Raw genomic sequence first — 18,641 nt, 5'->3', positions numbered from 1 at the left:
TGATTCTGAAATACATTTCTTACGGGTGCGACGAAGGGTCGCTGTTGCCTGGCAGCAACGGCGGCCCCGCAGGCTCTCAGCAGGCTCCCAGCTGGCTTATAGTGCGGTAGCGGGCACCACGGTGAGTCTGAGGCAAGACGCGGCACCCGCGCTCAGGTGCACAGTGTTGCGTGCCACCCTTGAATGGTGGGCCTGGCCAGAAGGCTCACCACTGTTGGGGTTCACGTCAAACCTGGGGAAGTTGCTGCTGGCGATATCCAGGCGAAGTCGATGGCCGCGCTTGAACAGGTTGCAGGTGGCGAAGGGCTCGATCGTGACCTTTACCCGTTTGCCCGGTGTCAGTGCCGTCGGCTGCTCCCAGGAGTCTCGATAGCGACAACGGCGGATGCCGTCGGTGATGTTCATCGCAAAACCATCGGGGTAGTCGGCACTGGGCGGGTACAGGTCGATCAGCTTGGCGGTGAAGTCAGTGTCGGGTGCATCGCTGTCTATCCATAACTCGATCTGTACATCACCTGCGACAATCAAGTCTTCAATGAGCGGCTCGGTAAGGAAGCTCAGCACATCTTTGCGCTCGCTCAGAGGGCGGTTGTCGCCACGGGTGCCGAAGAAGTCGGCACGCTCACGTTGGTCGAAAGCGCCGCCCACGAAGATGGGGGCGCCGGAGGTCAGCGCACCGCCGAGGGTCGGGACCGGACAGGCCGGGTCGGCGAGGTAGCTCAAGCACGCGTCGGTTGCGTCTGGTGCAGTGCCGCTCAGTTGCCCTTGAGCCGTCAAGTAGAGCGTCTGCACCCGGCTGCCTGGCAGCGGCCATTGCGTCGATTGCAACCAGCGTCCGCCGTGTTGCAGTCGGCCGTCAGGGTCACGTTGGCCGCTGCCGCCCCCCATCAGAAATACCTGCACGCTGGCCTTGGGCGCGTGAGGCGAGGGTTTGAGCGATTGTTCGAACCACGCCAGGCGACAGCTCAGCCAGTTCTGATCGACCTGGCCATCGAATGCTGCCTGCGGCCCGAACTCGACGTCGCCGCTGTGGCTGATATTGCGGTCACCGTGCAGCCATGGCCCCATCACCAGCCGCTGGTGGGCCGAGGTGTTTTGCCTGAAGGCGCTGTAGTTGGCCAGGGTGGAGCTGACATAGGCGTCATACCAACTGGACATGAACAACACTGGAATGTCGGGCAGTTGCCGATAGTAGCCCTCGGCATAGATGCCGGACGTGCGCCAATACTCACTGAATGTGCCCTTGGCCCACTGCTCCAGCACGTAGGCCTCGTATTCCGGCACATGGCGCAAAGGTGACTGGCCGGGTTGCCAGGGCATCCGCGTAAACCAATGATGGATATCTTCCTGCTCCAGTGCTTGGCGAACCTGTGGATCGGCCAAGGCTGCTGGGCTTTCCTTGGCCTGGCGAAAGGCCCAGGTGGCCTGCTTGAGTTCGAACGCGCCACCCTGGCGAATCCCGCACTGATAGGCGTTGGCGAAGCCGCCGCTGTCGAGCACCATGCTGCTCAAGCCCGGTGGGTGCAGACAGGCCATCGCCAGTTGGGTATGCGCGGCGTAAGACAGGCCCATGCTGCCGATCTTGCCGTTGCACCACGGCTGGCGGACGATCCAGGCAAGCGTGTCGAAACCGTCCTCGCCCTCAGCGGTGTATTTGGTAAACACGCCTTCAGAGGCATAGCGGCCCCGGCAGTCCTGAAAGATTGCGACAAAGCCTTGGTCGGTAAAGCGTGCCGCCATCTGTTCTCGAGAGATGTGCTGGCCGTCGAGTTGTTTTTCCGAGCGAGAGGGTTTGCTCTTGTCGTAGGGCGTGCGTTCAATGACCACCGGGAAAGGGCCGCAGCTGCCTGTCGGCAAATAGATATCGGTGGCCAGGTGGATGCCGTCGCGCATCGGGATCATGTGGTTGTGCAGGGTTTGCATGGGGAAAACACTCATTGACTCAGTACCCGCTCGTGACCGCGATAGCCAGCAACACCATCGCCAGTACGGCGTAGATCAGAAACAGCGGCAGGATGTAGCGCGCCCATTGGCCCCAACCGACATTGGCGGTGGCCAGCAACACCAGCAGGCCACTGGAGGTTGGGGTGATCATGTTGGTCAGGCCATTGCCCATCAGAAACGCGAATACAGTGGTCTGCGGGCTGACGCCGGAGAGTTGGCCCAGCGGGCCGAAGATCGGCATGGTCACCGCCGCCTGGCCCGAGGTGGACGGGATCAACACGTCCAGCCCCAGTTGTGCGAAGAACATGCCGTAGGCCGACACAATCGGGCCGTGGTCGCCTACCAGGTTGGCCAGGGTGTGGACGATGGTGTCGAGCACTTGGCCGGTACTGAGGATGATTTCCACGGCGGTGGCCAGGCCGATCAGCACGCCGGCAATCAGCACCTTCTTCATGCCATCGACAAAGGCACTGGCGGCGACACTCGCACCTAGCCCGGCAATCACACTGAACGCCACCGTCAGCAACAGGTAAAACGCCGACAGCTCATGGTACTTCCAGCCCCAGCGGTTGGAGGCGTAGACCAGAAAACCGATGCCGCTCAGCAGCACAGTCAGGTTGATCAAGTGGCGCGTGGGCAAGGGTTTATGTTCGAACGTAATCTGCGCTGTCGCATCAAAACCGTGCTTGCGGATACTCCACAGCACGAAGGCAATCCCCACCAGCAGAAAGCTGCAGTAAGCCAGTACGCGCATGCTTAAACCGCTGAATATCGGCAGCCCGACCATCGGCTGAGCGACGGACAGCGCCACGGGATTAGAGATTGAGGCGAGGTAGCCGATCTTCACCGAGATCGCGACGATAGCCAGCCCGATCAGGTTCGACAGCCCCAGCCGGTTGGCCATGGCGACCATCAGCGGCACGATCAGAATAAACTCCTTGGCCAGGCCCATGAACGTGCTGCCCGCCGAGAACACCAGCATCAGGCTCGGCACCAGCACGTAGATGTTGCCGCGGGTCAGGCCCAGTAAACGCTCCAGTCCGGCGTCGATCACCCCGGCCTTGTTCAGTACGCCAAACATGCCGCCGATGAACAGCACCATGAAGATCAGCGCTGCACGTTTCTCGATGCCTTGGGGGATGGCCATGAAACCTTCGACCAGTGACACCGGGCGGGCCACGGTATCGCCAGCCTTGCGTGGCTCCAGCGCGAACAATTGGCCCAGGCTGTCGTGTTTCTCCAGCACCTGATAAGAGCCGGGCACTACCAGCCCGTTCTGGCGCTCGAACTTGCCCGAGTTCACCGCATAGGTGAAGGCCACGGCGAGCAAGACGATGCTCAGCAGGATGATGGCCGGATTGATCTGTTTGCGTTGCGTGGGTTTTTCCACCGCCGCCGCTGTGGAGAAATTCTGTGATTCGCTCATGCTGGCTGCCCCGGCGTTTGCCGTTGTTGTTATGGGGGAGTGACGCGTGTGGAGCGGACACTAGGGCAAAGTTTTGGCGGCGACAACGTTATGCGCAGGGTGGGTCGGGCTATGCGTTTTGTGCGTTCAAGCGCTGCTTGAGATGCTCGGCAAACGCTGTGACCACCTGTGGGCGTGGCTCATTGGCGCGATAGGCCAGGCCGAAAGTGTAAGGCAGTGCAGGGCGAAAAGGCCGGGTCACGATCGGCAGGTGCAGGAAGTGGCTGGCGAGCAAACCGTTGACGATCGACACCCCCAGGCCTTCGGCGACAAAGCTGCATGCCGCGCCTACCGAATGCACTTCGACCCGCACTTGCGGCGTGAGGTTGGCAGCGCGAAACACCTGGTTCAACTCAGCCCGTAAAGCCCGTTGTCGGCCGAGCATCACCAACGGCACATTGCGCAAGTGCTGCACCTCGATACAGGCGTGGCGAGTCAGTGGGTGGTCGGCGGGCATCACGCACACGCCTTCGGTTTGCAGCACGGGCTCGATGTCGAAGTCGGGAATTTCCGTTGGCAGGCGCACAAAACCCAGGTCGGCGGACCGGTCGAGTACGGCGCGCTCGATCATGTCGTAAGAGCCGGTCAGCAACTCGACCACGATGTCGTCATGGCTCTTGAGAAACTCCGCGACGATCCGTGGCAAAAGCTCTTGGGTCATGCTGGTGGGCACCCCGACCTTGAGCAGGCTTTTGCGCGAGCGGCCCACGCGCATTTCGTCTGCCAGGCGTTGGATACGCTGCATGCCGTCTACCAGGCCGGCGACTTCGGTCAGTAACTCTTCCGCTTCTGCGGTGGCCATCAGGCGACCTTTTTTGCGCAGAAACAATACGAAACCCAACGCCTCCTCCAGCTGACTCAACAGGCGGCTGACGGCCGATTGCGACAGGCCCATGCGTGTTGCTGCGCCGATGGTCGAACCGGTGGACATGATCGCCTTGAAGGCTTCGAGCTGCTTGAGATTCACCGTGATTTTCCTGTCGGTTGCGAGGGGCTGGCGGTGCTTTGCGCATAGCCTGATGCGCATCTCGCATAACGTTGTGGGGCTTTCGACGAGCCGTTAGTGTCCGCTCCAACGCGAGGTGCCGTCCAGTGTGTCGCGCGGTGGAACTGCCCATAAAAAAACGACAATAAGGCATAGAGGAAACAGCGATGCATAAACTTTTCAATCGAGGAAAATTGGCCTCGGCGTGCCTGCTGGCAGGTGTGTCGCCTGTACTCCTGGCCCAGGGGTTCTGGGAGGATTCAAAGGCTCGCCTGACCTTGCGTAATTTCTACTTCAACGACGATTACCGCGACGGCGGCGAGGATCGCAAAGAGTGGGCGCAAGGTTTTTTACTCAACCTGCAGTCAGGCTATACCGAAGGCACGCTAGGGTTTGGTCTGGACGCGTTGGGGTTGGCGGGGCTGCGGCTCGACTCCAGCCCGACTCACGCCGGCACGGGTTTATTGCCGGTGCATGACGATGGCCATGCCGCCAGTGAATTCTCCAGCCTGGGCGTCACCGCAAAGATGCGCTGGGGCGATGCCGTGGTGAAAACCGGCACCTTGCTGCCGAAGATTCCAGTGCTGGTGCATAACGACGGACGCCTGCTGCCGCAGACTTTTCAAGGCACTCAGGTGGAGTACAGCGGTATTCGCAACCTGTACCTGCATGCCGGGCATCTGGATAAATTCAAGCAGCGAAACTCCACCGACAGCGTGGCTATTTATCCCCAGGGCTACAGCGGCAAACAGGGCAGCGATTTCGATTTTGCCGGCGCCTCTTATGCCTTCACGCCGCAGCTCAGTGGCACTTGGTATTACGGCGAAATGCGTGAGTTCTATCGTCAGCAGTTTTTTGGCCTTGTGCATAAACAGCCGGTGGGTAACGGCACGCTGACCAGTGATTTGCGTTATTTCATCAGCAGCGATGCGGGTGAGGCGCGCAACGGCAAAGTGGACAGCGACATGTTCAGCGGGTTGTTCACCTATCGCCTGGGCGCACAGGCGCTGGGCGTCGGTTATCAGAAGGTCAACGGCGACACTGCGCTGCCTTATGCCAGTGTCTCGACGGTGTATTCCTTCACTAACGCCGGTGTGGGCAAGTTCATCCAGGCCGGTGAGCAAACCTGGATGCTGCGCTACGACTATGATTTTGAAGCCGTGCTGCCGGGCCTGAGTTTCATGACCCGCTATTACAAAGGGCGCAACGGTGATTACAGAGGGCGTGAGGCGCGGGAGTGGGAGTCGGACACTAACCTGCGCTATGTCATCCAGAACGGTACCGTCAAAGGCTTGGGTGTGGAGTTGCGCAAAGCGACCTATCGTTCCACCTACGCCAGCGACCGCGATAACTATCGGCTTTATCTGACCTACGACCTGGCGCTTTGGTAGTGGGGCAGGGGGCTGATCAGAGGCGGGGCTTGTGTGCTAGTCTGCGGGCCCTTTTAGTTTTGGATGGCGCGGGAAACCGTGCTGTCCTACAGCGGAGCCTCTTCATGTCCGAAGTTAATCTGTCCACCGACGAAACCCGCGTCAGCTACGGTATCGGCCGTCAGTTGGGCGACCAACTGCGCGACAACCCGCCACCGGGCGTGAGCATCGACGCCATCCTGGCCGGCCTGACCGACGCGTTCGACGGCAAAGCAAGCCGCGTTGACCAAGAGCAAATGGCGGCGAGCTTCAAAGTGATCCGTGAAATCATGCAAGCCGAAGCGGCTGCCAAGGCAGAAGCAGCTGCTGGCGCTGGCCTGGCGTTCCTGGCTGAAAACGCCAAGCGTGATGGCATCACCACCCTGGCTTCCGGCCTGCAATTTGAAGTGCTGACTGCAGGTGACGGCGCCAAGCCGACCCGTGAAGACCAAGTGCGTACTCACTACCACGGCACCCTGATCGACGGCACTGTGTTCGACAGCTCCTACGAGCGCGGCCAGCCTGCAGAATTCCCGGTTGGCGGCGTGATCGCCGGCTGGACCGAAGCCCTGCAACTGATGAATGCCGGCAGCAAATGGCGTCTGTACGTGCCGAGCGAACTGGCTTACGGCGCTCAAGGCGTTGGCAGCATTCCGCCGCACAGCGTTCTGGTGTTCGACGTTGAGTTGCTCGACGTTCTGTAAGACCTGTTGATGGTTGCGCCGGGTCCTATGTGGGAGCCGGGATTGATGTGGCGAGCAAGCTTGCTTGCGCTGGGGTGCGAAGCGCCCCTAAAGGCCTGCGACTGCTGCGCAGCCGAGCGGGAGCAAGCTCCCTCGCCACAACAGATCCAGCTCCCACATAGAGCCGGTGCATTCAGGTTTTGCGCGGTGGTTCATGGATGGAACTTGCCATTGAGCTCTGTCGCCGGGCGCAACGCTCGGGCATAGCAGAACAGAAACAGATTACGCACCACCTCCTTCAGCACCCCAGGTTCACTGGAACTCAGGCCGTTGACGTCCAGGTCGCCTTGATCCTGCAGTTCATTCAGCGCTTCTTCTTCCAGCACCGCACAGACTTCGCCGGTTTCCCGATGCAGGATCCGCAGGTATGGGTGTGGGCGGTCCAGCCAGGCATCTATCAAATAAGTCATGGTCGTTCTCCTTGATGGGTTTCAATGAGAATAATTCTTATTCGTGGAATAGCAAGTGCCTATTGGCGGTTTCCTGGTTTTTCTGTGTGGATGTTGAGGCAGGTCAGCGCAGAGGGCAAAACGCCATCCCGCGGCTGGCGCGGGATGGAAGCAGCAGGTTCAGACTTTGCGCACGAACTCGGACTTGAGTTTCATCGGGCCGATACCGTCGATCTTGCAATCGATATCGTGATCGCCGTCGCACAGGCGGATGTTCTTGACCTTGGTGCCGACCTTGACCACCAGGGACGTGCCCTTGACCTTGAGGTCCTTGATCACGGTGATGGTGTCGCCGTCTTGCAGGACATTGCCCACAGAGTCTTTCTTCACGGTTTCGTCGCCCGCCACTTCGGCCTCGCCATTGGCGGACCACTCATGGGCGCATTCCGGGCAGATCAGCTGGGCGCCGTCTTCGTAGGTGTACTCGGAATTGCATTTCGGGCAGGGTGGCAACGTGCTCACTAAAGCTCCTTGAAAGTCAGGATGGCTAAAAGTCGCACATTATATAGGGTTTATTGCAGGTTGGGGTGGGCGCCTCGGAACCTTGTGGGAGCCGGGCTTGCCCGCGATGCAGGCACCGCGGTGTGTCAGCTATACCGAGGTGATGCTATCGCAGGCAAGCCAGCTCCCACACAAGCCAGCTCCCACACAAGCCTGCGCTCGCAGATATTGCTCAGTGCGTGCGGGCTACCGCAAACTCACTCAGCTCAACCAGGGCATCCCGGTACTCGCTGGGTGGCAGGGCTTCCAGGCACTGGATGGCACGGGCCGCATAGTCACGCGCCAACTGCGCGGTGTACTCCAGGGAACCCGAGGCTTCTACCGCTGCACGGATAGCTTCGAGGTCTTCAATCCCGCCTTTCTGGATCGCCTTGCGCACCAGAGCGGCCTGTTCCGGCGTGCCTTCGCGCATGGTGTAGATCAACGGCAAGGTCGGCTTGCCCTCGGCCAGGTCGTCACCGACGTTCTTGCCCAGGGTTTCGGCGTCGCCACGGTAGTCGAGCAGGTCGTCCACCAGTTGGAACGCCACGCCCAGGTGATCACCAAAGGTGCGCAGGGCTTCGGCCTGTTCGGTCGTTGCGCCACACAGGACGGCGGCGCTGTGGGTCGAGGCTTCGAAGAGCATCGCGGTTTTGCCGCGAATCACTTCCATGTAGGTTTCTTCAGTGGTGCTGGCGTCGCGGACCTTGGACAGCTGCAGTACTTCGCCTTCGGCGATGATGCGCGTGGCTTGTGAAAGAATCTTCATCACCGGCATCGAGCCCAGTTCGACCATCATTTCAAACGAGCGCGAATACAGGAAGTCGCCCACCAATACGCTGGGGGCATTGCCCCACATCGCATTGGCCGTCTCGCGGCCACGGCGCATGCCGGACATGTCGACCACGTCGTCATGCAGCAGGGTCGCGGTGTGCAGGAATTCGATGGTCGCGGCCAGCAGGCGCAGGTCATCGCCTTCGCGGCCCAGAGCCTTGCCACACAGCAACACTAATAAAGGTCGCAGGCGTTTACCGCCCGCCGACGTAATGTAGTCGCCAATTTTGGAGACCAGCGGCACTTTAGACGTGAGCTGCTGCTTGATGATGCCGTCGACGGCGCTAAAATCGTCCGCGACCGCGCGGTAGAAAGCTTGGGGTTGCATCAGCGACAGTCGCTCCAGAAGGGTTGCGCGGCATGCTAGGACCCTGACCCGGCAGTGTCAAGGCGCGATAGACGGCCCCTTGCATCACCCATTTACCTTGCGTACAATCGCGCACCCTGAACTTCCTGGGCAGCACCTGCCTTACGCAATTGCATTCGGGACGTCCATCCCATGCAGCCATGCCAGCCAATACCTTTTCTTATAAAGCGCTGGGTGAGCAGGATTATCGGAGAAATACCATGTCGTACGCAGTAATTGTTACTGGTGGCAAGCAATACAAGGTCGCCCCAGGTGAATACCTGAAGATCGAAAAACTGGAAGTCGCTACTGGCGAATCCGTTACCTTTGATCGCGTTCTGTTGGTCGCTAATGGCGATGACGTGAACATCGGCGCTCCAGTTGTTGCTGGCGCTACCGTTGTGGCTGAAGTGATCTCCCAAGGTCGTCACGATAAAGTCCGCATCATCAAGTTCCGTCGTCGTAAGCACCACATGAAGCGTATGGGCCACCGCCAGTGGTACACCGAGATCAAAATCACCGGTATTCAGGCTTAATTTCAGCCTAATTCCTCACTAGGAGAATTGACTCATGGCACACAAAAAAGCTGGTGGTAGTACCCGTAACGGTCGCGACTCAGAAGCCAAACGCCTTGGCGTTAAGATGTATGGCGGCCAGAAAATCATTCCGGGCAACATCATCGTGCGTCAGCGCGGCACCCAATTCCACGCCGGTTACGGTGTTGGCATGGGTAAAGATCACACCCTCTTCGCTAAAATCGAAGGCGTGATCAAGTTTGAAGTAAAAGGCGCGTTCAACCGCCGTTACGTGAGCGTTGTCGCCGCTTAATTGCGCGATCGCTGGAAAAGCCCTGTCTCGCGACGGGGCTTTTTCGTTTGTGGAGTGAGTCTCTTGCAAAGCTGTTTGTGATGGGCTCAGGCGCTGGATGTGCGGTCGTTTTCTGAGGTCGCTGCGCTCATTTTTGCAAGAGTCTTATGTCTTGGTTTCTTAAGCTCGTCCGTGCGACGAGAGGCGTTTTGTTATGAAGTTCGTTGATGAAGTTTCCATCCGAGTAAAAGCAGGCGACGGCGGTAACGGTTGCATGAGTTTCCGTCGCGAAAAGTTCATCGAAAACGGTGGTCCAAACGGCGGTGACGGCGGTGACGGCGGTTCCATCTACATGATGGCCGACGAAAACCTCAACACCCTGGTCGACTACCGTTACACCCGGCACTTCGATGCCGAGCGTGGCTCCAACGGCGGCAGCACCGACTGCACCGGTAAAAAAGGCGAAGACCTGGTACTGCGCGTACCGGTCGGCACCACGATCATCGATTCCGCGACCCAGGAAGTGATTGGCGACCTGACCAAGGCCGGCCAGAAGCTGATGGTTGTGCAGGGCGGCTGGCACGGTCTGGGTAACACCCGATTCAAGTCCAGTACCAACCGCGCGCCACGCCAGACCACGCCGGGCAAGCCGGGCGAGCAGCGTGACCTGAAGCTGGAGATGAAAGTACTGGCGGACGTGGGCCTGTTGGGCTTGCCGAACGCCGGTAAAAGTACCTTCATCCGCTCGGTCTCGGCCGCCAAGCCGAAAGTCGCCGATTACCCGTTCACCACCCTGGTGCCAAACCTGGGCGTGGTCAGCGTAGACCGCTGGAAAAGCTTCGTGATCGCCGACATTCCTGGCTTGATCGAAGGTGCTTCCGACGGTGCAGGCCTGGGGATTCGCTTCCTCAAGCACTTGTCGCGCACCCGTTTGCTGTTGCATCTCGTCGACATGGCGCCGCTGGATGACACCAGCGCACCAGACGCCGCCGAAGTGATCGTCAGCGAGCTGACCAAGTTCAGCCCGGCCCTGGCCGAGCGTGACCGCTGGCTGGTACTGAACAAGTGCGACCAGATCCTCGAAGAAGAGCACGAAGAACGCGTCAAGGAGATCGTTGATCGCCTGGAGTGGGAAGGCCCGGTCTACGTGATCTCGGCCATCGCCAAAGAAGGCACCGAGCGCCTGACCCGCGACATCATGCGCTACCTCGAAGACCGCGCCGACCGCCTGGCGGCCGACCCGGTATTCAAGGCAGAACTGGCAGAACTCGACCAGCAGATCGAAGACGAAGCCCGCGCCCAGTTGCAAGCTCTGGACGACCAGCGTGCCCTGCGCCGCAGCGGCGTGAAGTCGGTCCATGACATCGGCGACGACGATTGGGACGAAGAAGACGTGGATGATGAAGACGGTCCGGAAATCATTTACGTGCGCGACTGATAGGTTGCGATAAACTCAAACGCCGCTCCCAGGAGCGGCGTTTTGGTATCCGGGTATAACGTTATGGGCCGCGCTGGGTCGCGGGGCCCTCAATCTAAGGTTGAAGATGATGCGGAGCAAAGTGACAGGTGCGCAGCGCTGGGTCGTAAAGATCGGAAGTGCGCTGCTGACGGCGGATGGCAAAGGTCTGGATCGCGCAGCGATGAGCGTCTGGGTCGAGCAGATGGTGGCCTTGCATGAGGCCGGTGTCGAGTTGGTGTTGGTCTCGTCCGGGGCCGTTGCCGCCGGGATGAGCCGCCTCGGCTGGACCGCGCGACCCAGCGCGATGCACGAACTGCAAGCCGCCGCCGCCATCGGCCAGATGGGCTTGGTGCAAGCCTGGGAATCCAGCTTTGCCGAGCATGGCCGCCATACAGCGCAGATCCTGCTGACCCACGACGACCTGTCCGACCGCAAACGTTACCTCAACGCTCGCAGCACCCTGCGCGCACTGGTTGAGCTCAAGGTCATCCCGGTAATCAACGAGAACGACACGGTGGTCACCGACGAAATCCGCTTCGGCGACAACGATACCCTGGCCGCGCTGGTCGCCAACCTGGTGGAAGCCGACCTGCTGGTGATCCTCACCGACCGCGACGGCATGTTTGACGCCGACCCGCGTAACAACCCCGACGCCCAGCTTATTTATGAGGCGCGCGCCGATGACCCGGCGCTGGACGCCGTGGCCGGCAGTGTCGGCGGTGCATTGGGCCGTGGCGGCATGCAGACCAAACTGCGTGCGGCGCGTCTGGCCGCACGTTCCGGCGCGCACACCATCATCGTCGGTGGGCGCCTGGAGCGTGTGCTGGATCGCCTCAAGGCCGGTGAGCGCATCGGTACGCTGCTGTCGCCGGAACGCGGCATGCTCGCGGCGCGCAAACAATGGCTGGCCGGTCATCTGCAAACCCGTGGCACGCTGGTTCTGGACGACGGTGCTGTGTCAGCCTTGTCCCAGGGCAACAAGAGCCTGCTGCCGGTCGGCGTCAAGTTGGTGCAGGGCAGCTTCCGCCGTGGCGAGATGGTGGTGTGTGTGGCGCCCGATGGTCGCGAGATCGCCCGTGGCCTGGCCAACTACAGCGCCCTTGAAGCACAGAAGATTATTGGACAATCGTCCGACGCGATTGTCGGACTCTTGGGTTACATGGCCGAACCGGAACTGGTTCACCGCGATAACCTGATCCTGGTCTGAATAAAGGAAATACACGATGCGTGTCATGAAAGGATTACTCGGCCTGCTGCTGGCCATGCCGTTGCTGGCCTCGGCCGAAGAAATCGGCCAGGTGTCGACGGTGTTCAAGTTTGTCGGCCCCAACGACCGTATTGTGGTCGAGGCGTTTGATGACCCCAAGGTCGACGGCGTGACCTGCTACCTGTCGCGTGCCAAGACCGGCGGCGTCAAAGGCGGCCTGGGCCTGGCCGAAGACCGCGCTGAAGCGTCGATTGCCTGCCGTCAGGTTGGCCCGATTCACTTCAAGGGCGAGCTCAAGGATGGCGACGAGGTGTTCAAGGAGCGCACCTCGCTGGTGTTCAAGACCATGCAGGTGGTGCGCTTCCTCGACAAGAAGCGCAATACCTTGGTGTACCTGGTCTACAGCGACCGTCTGATCGAAGGCAGCCCGCAGAATGCGGTCACCGCGATTCCGATTTTGCCCTGGCCGACCGCGCAGTAACCGGCGGGCGAGTTTTTCAATCGGCGTCTATGATTGCAGGCTTGTGGTCTGTAATCTCGAACAGCCGCAACGCGAAGAACATGGGATATCTGGAGTTCGTCATGAGTGCTTTCCACGACCTGAAACTCAAAGCTTTGGACGGACAAGAGCTGGCGCTGGCGCCCTTCAAGGGGCAAGTGGTGCTGGTGGTCAACGTGGCCTCCAAATGTGGCTTGACCCCGCAATACGCCGCCCTGGAAAACCTTTACCAGCAGTATAAGGGCCAAGGATTTACCGTTCTCGGCCTGCCGTGCAACCAGTTTGCAGGCCAGGAACCGGGCTCCGAGGAAGAAATCCAGGCGTTCTGCAGCCTGAACTACGGCGTGACCTTTCCGTTGGGCAGCAAGCTTGACGTCAATGGTCACGATCGCCATCAGCTGTATCGCTTGCTGGCGGGCGAGGGCGCTGAGTTTCCTGGGGATATCACCTGGAATTTCGAGAAGTTCCTGCTCGGCAAGGATGGGCGAGTACTGGCGCGATTCTCGCCGCGCACGGCGCCGGATGATCCGACGATCGTACAGGCCATCGAAAAAGCCCTGAGCTGAATCGTTCCTGCACTGTGGCGAGGGAGCTTGCTCCCGCTGGGCTGCGCAGCAGCCCTAAACCCTCATCACTTTTACCCCTTAATCACCCAGATCAATAGTGCTACCCAGCACGCTGCGCGGCCCATATTATCCACATCATAAATCCCTCTTATGTGGAGTGCTCCCATGCCCGTCCAGGCTTTGTTCAAACCTTTCCAGCTCGGTGCACTGCAACTGTCCACCCGTGTGGTCATGGCGCCGATGACGCGTTCGTTCTCGCCGGGTGGCGTACCCAATTCCAAAGTCATCGAGTACTACCGCCGCCGCGCCGCTGCGGGCGTGGGCCTGATCATCACCGAAGGCACGGTGGTCGGCCATCAGGCCTCCAATGGCTACCCGAACGTCCCGCACTTTTATGGTGAGGCCGCGTTGGCCGGCTGGAAGAAGGTGGTGGACGCGGTACACGCCGAAGGCGGCAAGATCGTCCCGCAGCTGTGGCACGTGGGCAGCGTGCGCCGTTTCGGCACCGAGCCTGACGCCAGCGTGCCGGCCTACGGCCCGATGGAGAAACTCAAGGACGGCAACGTCGTCGTCCATGGCATGACCCAACAAGACATCAAGGACGTGATCAACGCCTTCGCCCAGGCCGCCAAGGATGCCCAGCGCATCGGCATGGATGGCGTGGAGATCCACGGCGCCCACGGCTATCTGGTCGATCAGTTCTTCTGGGAGGGCAGCAACCAGCGCACTGACGAATACGGCGGCAGCCTGGCCAACCGTTCGCGTTTTGCCATTGAATTGATCCAGGCCACCCGCGCCGCCGTCGGCCCGGACTTCCCGATCATCTTGCGCTTCTCTCAATGGAAGCAGCAGGACTACACCGCACGCCTGGTGCAAACCCCCGAGGCGCTGGGTGAGTTTCTTAAGCCGTTATCCGACGCCGGTGTGGACATTTTCCACTGCTCCACGCGTCGGTTCTGGGAACCGGAATTCGAAGGCTCCGACCTCAACCTGGCCGGCTGGACCCGCCAGCTCACCGGCAAGCCGACCATCACTGTCGGTAGTGTGGGTCTGGACGGCGAGTTCCTGCAGTTCATGGTCAACACCGACAAGGTCGCCCAACCGGCCAGCCTGGAAAAGCTGCTGGAACGTCTGAACAACGACGAGTTTGATCTGGTCGCGGTGGGCCGTGCCCTGCTGGTGGACCCGGATTGGGCCGTGAAGGTGCGCGAAGGTCGTGAGGGCGACATTCTGCCGTTCAGTCGTGAGGCGTTAACCAGCCTGGTGTAGCGTCTGCTCCGACGCCATCGCGGGCAAGCCCGGCTCCCACAGGAAAATGCGTTCCAATGTGGGAGCCGGGCTTGCCTGCGATAGCGATCTAACGGCCAACACAGGCATCAGATCAACCGCGACTGCCCTGCAATCACTGTCCGCTCGCCGCACACCCCGCGCAATTGGCGCTCAAACTGTTCGATAATCGCCGGCCAGCCCTGGCGGCTCGCATGCTGACGAGCATTCAAGCGCATGCGGCGCAAACTCTCCGCATCTTCCAGCAGCCAATTGGCAGCGTCACAAAACGCGCCCTCATCCCCTGGCATCGCCAGCACGCCGTTGTAGCCATGGCGAATATGCTGGGTGGCGGCCGCCTGGTCGTAAGCCACCACACCCAGGCCGGAGGCCATGGCTTCCAGCACCACATTGCCGAAAGTTTCGGTCAGGCTGGGGAACAGGAACACATCGCCGGACGCGTAATGCCGTGCCAGTTCTTCGCCGCGCAAGGTGCCGCAGAACACCGCCTCGGGCAGTTCCTTTTCCAGCGTCGCCCGTTGCGGGCCGTCGCCGACGATGATCAGTTTCATCTGGCGCAGTGGGTAGGTGTCCTGCAAGGTTTCAAAGCAGCGCTTGAGCAGCCCCAGGTTTTTTTCCTGTGCCAGTCGGCCTACATGCAGTACGGCGATTTGATCGTTATTCAGCGCCCAGCTTTCACGCAACGCGTTATCGCGTTTGGCGGGGTGGAACAACTGGCTGTCGACGCCGCGTGACAACATGCCCAGGCGCTCGAAGTGGCGACGTTCCAACTCCAGGCGCTGGCTCGCGCTGGGCACCAGGGTCAGGGTCGAGCGGTTGTGAAACCAGCGCAAGTAATGGGTCACCATGCGGCTGAGCAGGCTCAAGCCATATTGATTGGAGTACTGCTGGAAGTTGGTGTGAAACCCGCTGACCACGCTGATCCCCAGGCGCCGCGCCGCACGTAGCGCCGACAGCCCCAGCGGCCCCTCAGTGGCGATGTACAGCACGTCCGGGCGCTGGCGTGTCCAGCGCCGCAGCAACTTGTGCATCGACGACTGGCCCCATTGCAGCCCCGGGTACCCCGGCAGTGGCCAGCCGCGACACAGCAGCAACCCATCGTCGCTGGGCCGGCTTTGATCGATGCCCTGGCGGGGGCGCACCAACTCGACCTGATGGCCGCGCGCGCGCAAACCCTCGCACAGGCGGCCAAGGGTATTGGCCACCCCATTGATCTCCGGCGGGAAGGTTTCGGTAATCAGGGTGATGTGGAGCGAGGCTGTCGTCATGACCCACAGTGTCACCGTGGGCCATGTCGTCATTGTGACTCTATGATGATGGATTTATGACTTGGCTATCGCCTGCCGTGCCATCGCCTCGGCCCCTTGCTCACGCACCCAGAACAGCGTAGCCCCGGCCACGGCCGCCGGCATCATCAGCAGGTTGACCACCGGCACCAGCAGCACCAGATAAACAATGCCGCCAAAACTCATGCTTTGCCAGCGCTTCTGGCGCAGCCAGGCGAGCATTTCGTTCCAGCCCAGCTTGTGGTTGTCCGCCGGGTAGTCGATGTACTGGATCGCCATCATCCACACGCCGAACAGCAGCCACAGCGGCGCGGCGATCAGGTTGACCACCGGAATGAACGACAGGATAAACAGGCCGATGGCCCGTGGCAGGAAGTAACCCAGTTTGCGCATTTCCCGCGCCAGGGTGCGCGGGACCATGGCCATCAACTCGCCCCAGCTGAAGGCCGGGAAGTCATCGGTGCCGCGCACCACCACCTCCACTTTCTCCGAGAGAAAACCGTTAAACGGCGCAGCGATGATATTGGCGAGCATGGTGAAGGTGAAAAACACCATCAACACCACCAGCACCACAAACAAGGGCCACAGGATGTAGCTGAGGAAACTCAGCCAGCCAGGCAGCGTCGGCATCAAAGTGTCGACCCACAGGCTGAACTGATGGCCGGCGAAATAGATCAAGCCGACGAACAGCACCAGGTTGATCGCCAACGGCAGCAGCACAAACAGGCGCAGGCCAGGGCTCAACACCAGTTTGAGGCCTTCACGCAGGTATTGCGGGCCAGAAAGAGCAGGGGCAGGCATGGAGAACTCCGAGCAAGAAGACGAACGCGCCGACCTTACCGGCTTTGCTTCTTCGGCGAAAGCGGCGACATCAGCGGTAACATCTAGGCAACCAGGGTGTCGATTAATCGCGGCGACTGCATAGAGACCACCTATGAGCTGGATTGTTATTCCGTATTTCCTTAATCTTGCCCCCCTCTATACGCTGCACCCATTATTTTCAGGGCCTGCGAGTTCAAGCCTTCCCCAAGTGCTTCGCGGTCCTTTTTTATTCCAGCTGCCTTGTGGTCCGGGCGGTCGATAGGAGTGAGTCATGTCTGATACCCGTCATTCGCGAGTGATTATTCTCGGTTCCGGCCCTGCCGGTTACAGCGCTGCCGTCTACGCTGCCCGGGCCAACCTCAAGCCGCTGCTGATTACCGGCATGCAGGCAGGTGGTCAGTTGACCACCACCACGGAAGTCGACAACTGGCCGGGCGACGTCCACGGCCTGACCGGCCCGGTGCTGATGGAGCGTATGAAAGAGCACGCTGAGCGCTTTGAAACCGAGATCGTGTTCGACCACATCAACCAAGTCGACTTCTCGAAAAAGCCTTACAGCCTGACCGGCGACAGCGGTGTCTATACCTGTGACGCGCTGATCATCGCTACCGGCGCCAGCGCCCGTTACCTGGGCCTGCCATCGGAAGAAGCGTTCATGGGCAAAGGCGTCTCCGCCTGCGCGACCTGCGACGGTTTCTTCTACCGCAACAAGCCGGTCGCTGTGGTCGGTGGCGGCAACACCGCCGTGGAAGAAGCGCTGTACCTGGCCAACATTGCCAGCACCGTGACCCTGGTTCACCGCCGCGAGACCTTCCGCGCCGAGAAGATCCTGATCGACAAACTGCACGCCCGTGTGGCTGAAGGCAAGATCATCCTCAAGCTCAACGCCACCCTGGATGAAGTCCTGGGCGACAACATGGGCGTGACCGGTGCTCGCCTGAAAAACAACGACGGCAGCTTCGACGAGCTGAAAGTCGACGGCGTGTTCATCGCCATCGGCCACACCCCGAACACCTCGCTGTTCGAAGGCGTGCTCGAAGCCAAAGATGGCTACCTGGTTGTGCAAGGCGGCCGTGAAGGCAACGCCACTGCGACCAACATCGAAGGCATCTTTGCCGCCGGTGACGTGGCTGACCACGTGTACCGCCAGGCCATCACCTCGGCCGGCGCCGGTTGCATGGCGGCCTTGGACGCTGAGCGTTACCTCGACGGTTTGAAGGACGCTGCGTTCTAAACCCGTTGAAATGAAAAAACCGGCTGAGAGGCCGGTTTTTTTATGCGCACGATTCAAGCCGCACCACAGTGCTGATGTGCCAACCCGATTCAATGTGGGAGCTGGCTTGCCTGCGATGGCGGTGTGTCAGTCAACACCGCCATCGCAGGCAAGCCAGCTCCCACCTTAAACCGGGGTGGCAGATTGAATCAGCGGCGGGTCAGGGGTGGTGCGGTGAACTTCACGCCGGCCAAGCCATGCACAATCAACGCGCGGATATTGCCGTGATCACTGCCCTCTGGCGTTGCCACCACCGAACGGTAATGCTCACCAAACGCCAGCAGCGCTTCCTGGTCGCTCAAGCCTTCCAGCAGCGCCAAGCCCAAGGTCTTGCATGAACCTTCGTTCTGACCAGCAGCATTTTCTACGCCGCCATTGGTAAAAGCCTGCGGCTGGTAGTCGTAACCGGCAGCTACAAAAGCCAGGGTGTCGGCAAAAACGTGTTCGCCGCTGTTGAGGCTGGCGCGCAGGGTGTTCAGATCAGTCATGGGGTTTTCCTTTGGCGAGCGCCGCCTGTTGGTCGGCGCTGGCTTCTTGCTGGTATTGGGCTTTCCACTCGGCATACGGCATGCCGTACACCACTTCGCGGGCATCATCGAGGCTCAGCTCGATGTGGCGCTCGTCGGCCTCGGCCTTATACCACTTGGATAAGCAGTTGCGGCAAAAGCCCGAGAGGTTCATCAGGTCGATGTTCTGCACATCCTTGCGGCTGTCCAGGTGGGCCACCAACCGGCGGAAGGCGGCGGCTTCGAGTTCGAGGCGTTGTTGATCGTTCATAAG

General features: G+C 60.4%; 20 protein-coding genes. 10 read left to right on the top strand and 10 right to left on the bottom strand.

The genetic code is table 11. The annotated features are described in order from the left end of the window. Positions 1–96 precede the first annotated feature (96 nt). The 3 genes from GIW48_RS12685 to GIW48_RS12675 form a co-directional block, all read right to left on the bottom strand. Positions 97–1,923 (bottom strand): CocE/NonD family hydrolase, encoded by a 1,827-nt coding sequence (locus GIW48_RS12685; RefSeq protein ID WP_138451941.1) that lies wholly within the window; start codon positions 1,921–1,923, stop codon positions 97–99. A gap of 19 nt (positions 1,924–1,942) precedes the next feature. Then, positions 1,943–3,370 (bottom strand): YfcC family protein, encoded by a 1,428-nt coding sequence (locus tag GIW48_RS12680; protein ID WP_236447460.1) that lies wholly within the window; start codon positions 3,368–3,370, stop codon positions 1,943–1,945. Positions 3,371–3,479: 109 nt separating this feature from the next. After that, positions 3,480–4,376 (bottom strand): LysR family transcriptional regulator, encoded by an 897-nt coding sequence (locus GIW48_RS12675; protein ID WP_170040502.1) that lies wholly within the window; start codon positions 4,374–4,376, stop codon positions 3,480–3,482. Between the two features lie 185 nt (positions 4,377–4,561). Here GIW48_RS12675 and GIW48_RS12670 point away from each other — a divergent pair, with 185 nt between their 5' ends. Together GIW48_RS12670 and GIW48_RS12665 are read left to right on the top strand one after the other, a co-directional pair. Next, positions 4,562–5,785, top strand: a complete 1,224-nt coding sequence (locus GIW48_RS12670) for an OprD family porin (protein ID WP_170040504.1) — start codon at positions 4,562–4,564, stop codon at positions 5,783–5,785. Between the two features lie 104 nt (positions 5,786–5,889). Then, positions 5,890–6,507 carry an FKBP-type peptidyl-prolyl cis-trans isomerase gene (locus GIW48_RS12665; RefSeq protein WP_017137944.1) on the top strand — a complete coding sequence of 206 codons (618 nt, stop codon included), beginning with the start codon at positions 5,890–5,892 and terminating at the stop codon, positions 6,505–6,507. A 191-nt stretch (positions 6,508–6,698) separates the two neighbouring features. On the opposite strand, the gene GIW48_RS12660 is transcribed toward GIW48_RS12665, so the two are convergent. The 3 genes from GIW48_RS12660 to GIW48_RS12650 all read right to left on the bottom strand — a co-directional run bounded on the left by GIW48_RS12660 (position 6,699) and on the right by GIW48_RS12650 (position 8,637). Further along, the gene (locus tag GIW48_RS12660; protein WP_003194088.1) at positions 6,699–6,956 is read right to left on the bottom strand and encodes a PA4570 family protein; all 258 of its coding nucleotides are present in this window, start codon (positions 6,954–6,956) and stop codon (positions 6,699–6,701) included. Between the two features lie 159 nt (positions 6,957–7,115). Next, on the bottom strand, positions 7,116–7,457 hold the full coding sequence (locus GIW48_RS12655) for a zinc ribbon domain-containing protein YjdM (RefSeq protein WP_003230858.1): 342 nt from the start codon (positions 7,455–7,457) through the stop codon (positions 7,116–7,118). A gap of 211 nt (positions 7,458–7,668) precedes the next feature. Continuing rightward, a complete protein-coding gene (locus GIW48_RS12650; protein ID WP_099549439.1) occupies positions 7,669–8,637 on the bottom strand; it encodes a polyprenyl synthetase family protein in 969 nt (322 codons plus the stop codon). 239 nt (positions 8,638–8,876) lie between these two features. On the opposite strand from GIW48_RS12650, the gene rplU reads away from it, so the two are divergent. From rplU to GIW48_RS12615, 7 genes are all read left to right on the top strand, one after another. Next, positions 8,877–9,191, top strand: a complete 315-nt coding sequence (gene rplU, locus GIW48_RS12645; RefSeq protein WP_007950961.1) for a 50S ribosomal protein L21 — start codon at positions 8,877–8,879, stop codon at positions 9,189–9,191. A gap of 34 nt (positions 9,192–9,225) precedes the next feature. Next, the gene (gene rpmA, locus GIW48_RS12640; RefSeq protein ID WP_003176049.1) at positions 9,226–9,483 is read left to right on the top strand and encodes a 50S ribosomal protein L27; all 258 of its coding nucleotides are present in this window, start codon (positions 9,226–9,228) and stop codon (positions 9,481–9,483) included. A gap of 193 nt (positions 9,484–9,676) precedes the next feature. Then, positions 9,677–10,900, top strand: a complete 1,224-nt coding sequence (gene cgtA, locus GIW48_RS12635; protein ID WP_016976186.1) for an Obg family GTPase CgtA — start codon at positions 9,677–9,679, stop codon at positions 10,898–10,900. Positions 10,901–11,009: 109 nt separating this feature from the next. Further along, positions 11,010–12,128 (top strand): glutamate 5-kinase, encoded by a 1,119-nt coding sequence (gene proB, locus GIW48_RS12630; RefSeq protein ID WP_026013771.1) that lies wholly within the window; start codon positions 11,010–11,012, stop codon positions 12,126–12,128. A 16-nt stretch (positions 12,129–12,144) separates the two neighbouring features. Next, positions 12,145–12,609 (top strand): CreA family protein, encoded by a 465-nt coding sequence (locus GIW48_RS12625; RefSeq protein WP_017137940.1) that lies wholly within the window; start codon positions 12,145–12,147, stop codon positions 12,607–12,609. Positions 12,610–12,710: 101 nt separating this feature from the next. Then, a complete protein-coding gene (locus GIW48_RS12620) occupies positions 12,711–13,193 on the top strand; it encodes a glutathione peroxidase (RefSeq protein WP_236460470.1) in 483 nt (160 codons plus the stop codon). A 165-nt stretch (positions 13,194–13,358) separates the two neighbouring features. Further along, positions 13,359–14,462 (top strand): NADH:flavin oxidoreductase, encoded by a 1,104-nt coding sequence (locus tag GIW48_RS12615; protein WP_236460468.1) that lies wholly within the window; start codon positions 13,359–13,361, stop codon positions 14,460–14,462. A gap of 107 nt (positions 14,463–14,569) precedes the next feature. On the opposite strand, the gene GIW48_RS12610 is transcribed toward GIW48_RS12615, so the two are convergent. Together GIW48_RS12610 and cysZ are read right to left on the bottom strand one after the other, a co-directional pair. Next, positions 14,570–15,748, bottom strand: a complete 1,179-nt coding sequence (locus GIW48_RS12610; protein WP_186618083.1) for a glycosyltransferase family 4 protein — start codon at positions 15,746–15,748, stop codon at positions 14,570–14,572. Between the two features lie 54 nt (positions 15,749–15,802). Further along, positions 15,803–16,567 (bottom strand): sulfate transporter CysZ, encoded by a 765-nt coding sequence (gene cysZ, locus GIW48_RS12605; RefSeq protein ID WP_017137936.1) that lies wholly within the window; start codon positions 16,565–16,567, stop codon positions 15,803–15,805. A 292-nt stretch (positions 16,568–16,859) separates the two neighbouring features. Between cysZ and trxB the strand changes: the two genes are divergently transcribed. Further along, positions 16,860–17,822, top strand: coding sequence for a thioredoxin-disulfide reductase (gene trxB / locus GIW48_RS12600; RefSeq protein ID WP_017137935.1), 963 nt, complete (start codon positions 16,860–16,862; stop codon positions 17,820–17,822). Between the two features lie 188 nt (positions 17,823–18,010). Here the strand turns inward: trxB and GIW48_RS12595 are convergent, their stop codons facing one another. Together GIW48_RS12595 and GIW48_RS12590 are read right to left on the bottom strand one after the other, a co-directional pair. After that, positions 18,011–18,349, bottom strand: a complete 339-nt coding sequence (locus GIW48_RS12595; protein ID WP_236460466.1) for a HopJ type III effector protein — start codon at positions 18,347–18,349, stop codon at positions 18,011–18,013. Continuing rightward, entirely contained in the window at positions 18,342–18,638 is a 297-nt protein-coding gene (locus GIW48_RS12590) for a DUF1244 domain-containing protein (protein ID WP_236460465.1), read from the bottom strand. The genes GIW48_RS12595 and GIW48_RS12590 overlap by 8 nt, the downstream gene beginning before the upstream one ends. Positions 18,639–18,641: the final 3 nt, after the last annotated feature.

The sequence above is a fragment of the Pseudomonas sp. PA-6-3C genome (genome assembly GCF_021605825.1).
In the GTDB taxonomy this organism is placed as follows: Bacteria; Pseudomonadota; Gammaproteobacteria; order Pseudomonadales; family Pseudomonadaceae; genus Aquipseudomonas; species Aquipseudomonas edaphica.
This window is presented reverse-complemented; position numbering and strand designations above follow the sequence as displayed.

Coding starts and splice junctions, on each gene's coding strand:
- GIW48_RS12685 (WP_138451941.1), bottom strand. CDS start 1,923: ATGCAAACCCTGCACAACCACATGATCCCGATGCGCGACGGCATCCAC.
- GIW48_RS12680 (WP_236447460.1), bottom strand. CDS start 3,370: ATGAGCGAATCACAGAATTTCTCCACAGCGGCGGCGGTGGAAAAACCC.
- GIW48_RS12670 (WP_170040504.1), top strand. CDS start 4,562: ATGCATAAACTTTTCAATCGAGGAAAATTGGCCTCGGCGTGCCTGCTG.
- GIW48_RS12665 (WP_017137944.1), top strand. CDS start 5,890: ATGTCCGAAGTTAATCTGTCCACCGACGAAACCCGCGTCAGCTACGGT.
- GIW48_RS12660 (WP_003194088.1), bottom strand. CDS start 6,956: ATGACTTATTTGATAGATGCCTGGCTGGACCGCCCACACCCATACCTG.
- GIW48_RS12650 (WP_099549439.1), bottom strand. CDS start 8,637: ATGCAACCCCAAGCTTTCTACCGCGCGGTCGCGGACGATTTTAGCGCC.
- rplU (WP_007950961.1), top strand. CDS start 8,877: ATGTCGTACGCAGTAATTGTTACTGGTGGCAAGCAATACAAGGTCGCC.
- rpmA (WP_003176049.1), top strand. CDS start 9,226: ATGGCACACAAAAAAGCTGGTGGTAGTACCCGTAACGGTCGCGACTCA.
- cgtA (WP_016976186.1), top strand. CDS start 9,677: ATGAAGTTCGTTGATGAAGTTTCCATCCGAGTAAAAGCAGGCGACGGC.
- proB (WP_026013771.1), top strand. CDS start 11,010: ATGCGGAGCAAAGTGACAGGTGCGCAGCGCTGGGTCGTAAAGATCGGA.
- GIW48_RS12625 (WP_017137940.1), top strand. CDS start 12,145: ATGCGTGTCATGAAAGGATTACTCGGCCTGCTGCTGGCCATGCCGTTG.
- GIW48_RS12620 (WP_236460470.1), top strand. CDS start 12,711: ATGAGTGCTTTCCACGACCTGAAACTCAAAGCTTTGGACGGACAAGAG.
- GIW48_RS12615 (WP_236460468.1), top strand. CDS start 13,359: ATGCCCGTCCAGGCTTTGTTCAAACCTTTCCAGCTCGGTGCACTGCAA.
- GIW48_RS12610 (WP_186618083.1), bottom strand. CDS start 15,748: ATGACGACAGCCTCGCTCCACATCACCCTGATTACCGAAACCTTCCCG.
- cysZ (WP_017137936.1), bottom strand. CDS start 16,567: ATGCCTGCCCCTGCTCTTTCTGGCCCGCAATACCTGCGTGAAGGCCTC.
- trxB (WP_017137935.1), top strand. CDS start 16,860: ATGTCTGATACCCGTCATTCGCGAGTGATTATTCTCGGTTCCGGCCCT.
- GIW48_RS12595 (WP_236460466.1), bottom strand. CDS start 18,349: ATGACTGATCTGAACACCCTGCGCGCCAGCCTCAACAGCGGCGAACAC.
- GIW48_RS12590 (WP_236460465.1), bottom strand. CDS start 18,638: ATGAACGATCAACAACGCCTCGAACTCGAAGCCGCCGCCTTCCGCCGG.